Annotated in this window: 2 protein-coding genes and 1 pseudogene; 1 reads left to right on the top strand and 2 read right to left on the bottom strand. The window is 65.4% G+C overall.

The genetic code is table 11. The annotated features are described in order from the left end of the window. On the top strand, positions 1 to 451 hold a 451-nt coding region (locus AC1DWT_RS50775), incomplete at its 5' end, for a transposase (protein ID WP_477926216.1). A 172-nt stretch (positions 452 to 623) separates the two neighbouring features. On the opposite strand, the gene AC1DWT_RS50770 is transcribed toward AC1DWT_RS50775, so the two are convergent. Both AC1DWT_RS50770 and AC1DWT_RS50765 read right to left on the bottom strand, forming a co-directional pair. Beyond that, entirely contained in the window at positions 624 to 1,775 is a 1,152-nt protein-coding gene (locus AC1DWT_RS50770) for an IS701 family transposase (protein ID WP_477926215.1), read from the bottom strand. A 369-nt stretch (positions 1,776 to 2,144) separates the two neighbouring features. Then, positions 2,145 to 2,563: pseudogene (locus tag AC1DWT_RS50765) on the bottom strand (helix-turn-helix domain-containing protein); the annotation flags it as partial.

Below are 2,563 nucleotides of genomic sequence, written 5' to 3'. Positions count from 1 at the left end.
GTGCGATGGCGACGGACGTCCCTTGTCGGTGCTGGTGGGTCCTGGCCAGGCCGGCGACAGCCCGATGTTCGGCCCGCTCCTGGAGGGCATCTGCGTGCCGCGCATCGGTGGCGGCGCACCCGGTACGCGCCCGGACGAGGTCCGTGCCGACAAGGCGTACACATCCAAGGCCAATCGAGAACTGCTACGCAGCAAGGGCGTCAAGGCGGTCATTCCCGAGAAGTCCGATCAGGTGGCCAACCGCAAGAACAAGGGCAGCGCGGGCGGGCGTCCACCAAACTTCGATGCCGAGTCGTACAAGGGCCGCAACGTGGTGGAAAGGGCCTTCAACAAGGCAAAACAGTGGCGAGCGGTGGCAACCCGGCATGACAAGCTTGCCCTGACTTACCGGGCTGGATTCCTCCTCGCCGGCATCGTCGAATGGCTCAAACTATTGGGAGACATGCCCTAGTACTACAGTCGCGTTTAGGACAGGTGTCCTCGGGCTCGGTAGTGGCATTGTCGGGCCCGGTGTTGATGGCGGCGGCGCCAGTGGGAGCGTGCGAGGACGTGGCGGGGGTCGGGTAGATACGTCCAGATCAGAAGGCAGAGCAGCCGTCGGATCTCCGGGACGCTCAGTGCGATCAACTCGCTGTCGTCGCCGGGTTCTCGGGCCCCCTTTTTGACCGAGTGACGGTGAGGAAGGTGTGCGCGAGCATCGAGAGGGTGATGTGCCGGTACCAGCCCGCGTACTGCCGAACCTGGTAGTGGTCGAGGCCCGTCTGGCCCTTCGCGGTCTGGAAGGTTTCCTCTATCGCCCAACGTGTTCCGGCGACGGTGACCAATTCGGTCAAGGTAGTGCGCGCCGGGCAGTGGCACAGGTAGTACGCCAGGTCCTCCGGATCGGTGCGACTGCGACGGGCCAGGAGCCAGTACACCGCCGTCGGCCAGTTCACCCCGCGCACCGGTGTGCGCGCCCAGTCGTAGAGTCGCTCACCTTTCGCGCCGTCACCGGCCGAGCGGGTCCGCCACGCCTGGGCAGGCACCGCCGCGATCGCCTCGTCGACCCGGAGCTCGGCGCCGTCGACGGTGATGACGCGTTGGTTCACCGAAGTAGCCAGCACGTAGGACAATCCGAGTTCCTCGCAACGGGCACGGAGCCGGTGCACCTGCCCATATACGGCATCTCCGGTGACCCATCGTGCCGGCACGCCGGCGGCGACGGCGCGTTCGAGCATCGCGATCGCCAGCTCGGGTTTGGTCGCGAACTCGCGCTCGGCGGGGATCCCGGCCTGCACGCACCGGTCACGGTCGTCGGTCCAGGCTTTGGGCAGGTACAGCTCTCGGTCGATCAGCGTTCGACCCGCCGCAGTGGCATAGGTCAAGAACACCCCGATCTGGCAATTCTCGACCCGGCCCGCGGTCCCCGAGTACTGCCGGGCCACGCCGGCCGAGCGGGTGCCCTTCTTCAAGAACCCGGTCTCGTCGAGAATCAACACACCGGACGGATCCGCGAGGTGCCCGACCGCGTAATCGCGGACATCGTCGCGGACCGCGTCGGGATCCCAGTCCGCCGTCGAGAGCAGTCGCTGCATCCCGTCCGGCAACCGATCACCCGCGCGCTCGGACAGGGTCCACGAATTCTTCCGCTCCTCACCCGAGAGCAACCCCTGCACATATTCCACCGCATGCTTGCGGGGCTCGGACCTGGCGAAACGATGCCCGATCAAGGCATCGATCTCCGCGAGCCCCTCTGCCCACACCCGCACCTGCGCCACGCACACATCATCGCCCACACACGGACCATGCATCCTGCGACTCTCGGAACTTGAGCCGACACACCGACAAGATCAAAATAAACGCGACTGTAGTACTAGTGCGCGTCGAAGACAGCCTTGCTGCCTTTCGGGTCGGGCAACGGTCTGCGAGGCTAGCGGATCCCGCCACGTCCATCGTCATTTCTGTCGATCCACACGGCCAGCGCGAACCCGGGTCGACCAGTGAGCCGAATTTGGGTGCTCGAGCTGTGATCACCCGGTGGGCCCGACCGTAGTTTCCAGCGTAAAAACAACGATTGAGCCGAGTTGAGGCAATCAGGTCGAAACCCGTTGGGAGAGCGTGACGAAGCTAGTAGGCATCGTGTGAACACCGGCCACAGCTCGGAGTCAATCTGTCGCGGACGGCTCGACTCCCGCGCGTCGGATGGCGCGGTAGACGGTGGATCGGGCGACGTTGAACAGTTCGGCTAGTTCGGTGGTGGTGTGCCGGCCAGCGCGGTGCAGCTCGACGAGGTGGGGTTCCTGGTGCGGGCTGAGCTTGGGTTTCTTGCCGCGGAGCCGACCTTTGGCTTTCGCGACGGCCATCCCTTCTCGGGTGCGAGCCCTGGCCGGGTCGGCTCGAACTCCGCGATCACGGCAGCGTCGTGAACAACAGCCGTCCGATCGGATCGGTGGGGTCGTAGACAGATCCACCGATGTTGAGCTTGACTGTCCGGCMGGTGCGCTCATCGGCGATTGGTCGGCGTACCCAGAGGCGCTCAAGTGCGCAGACCTCGATCACTCGGATCGGGCGGGACCGCGGGACC

This window comes from Rhodococcus sp. P4_B6 (assembly GCF_056402215.1).
The sequence above is the reverse complement of the archived record's forward strand: the minus strand, read 5'-3'. Positions and strand labels throughout refer to the sequence as shown.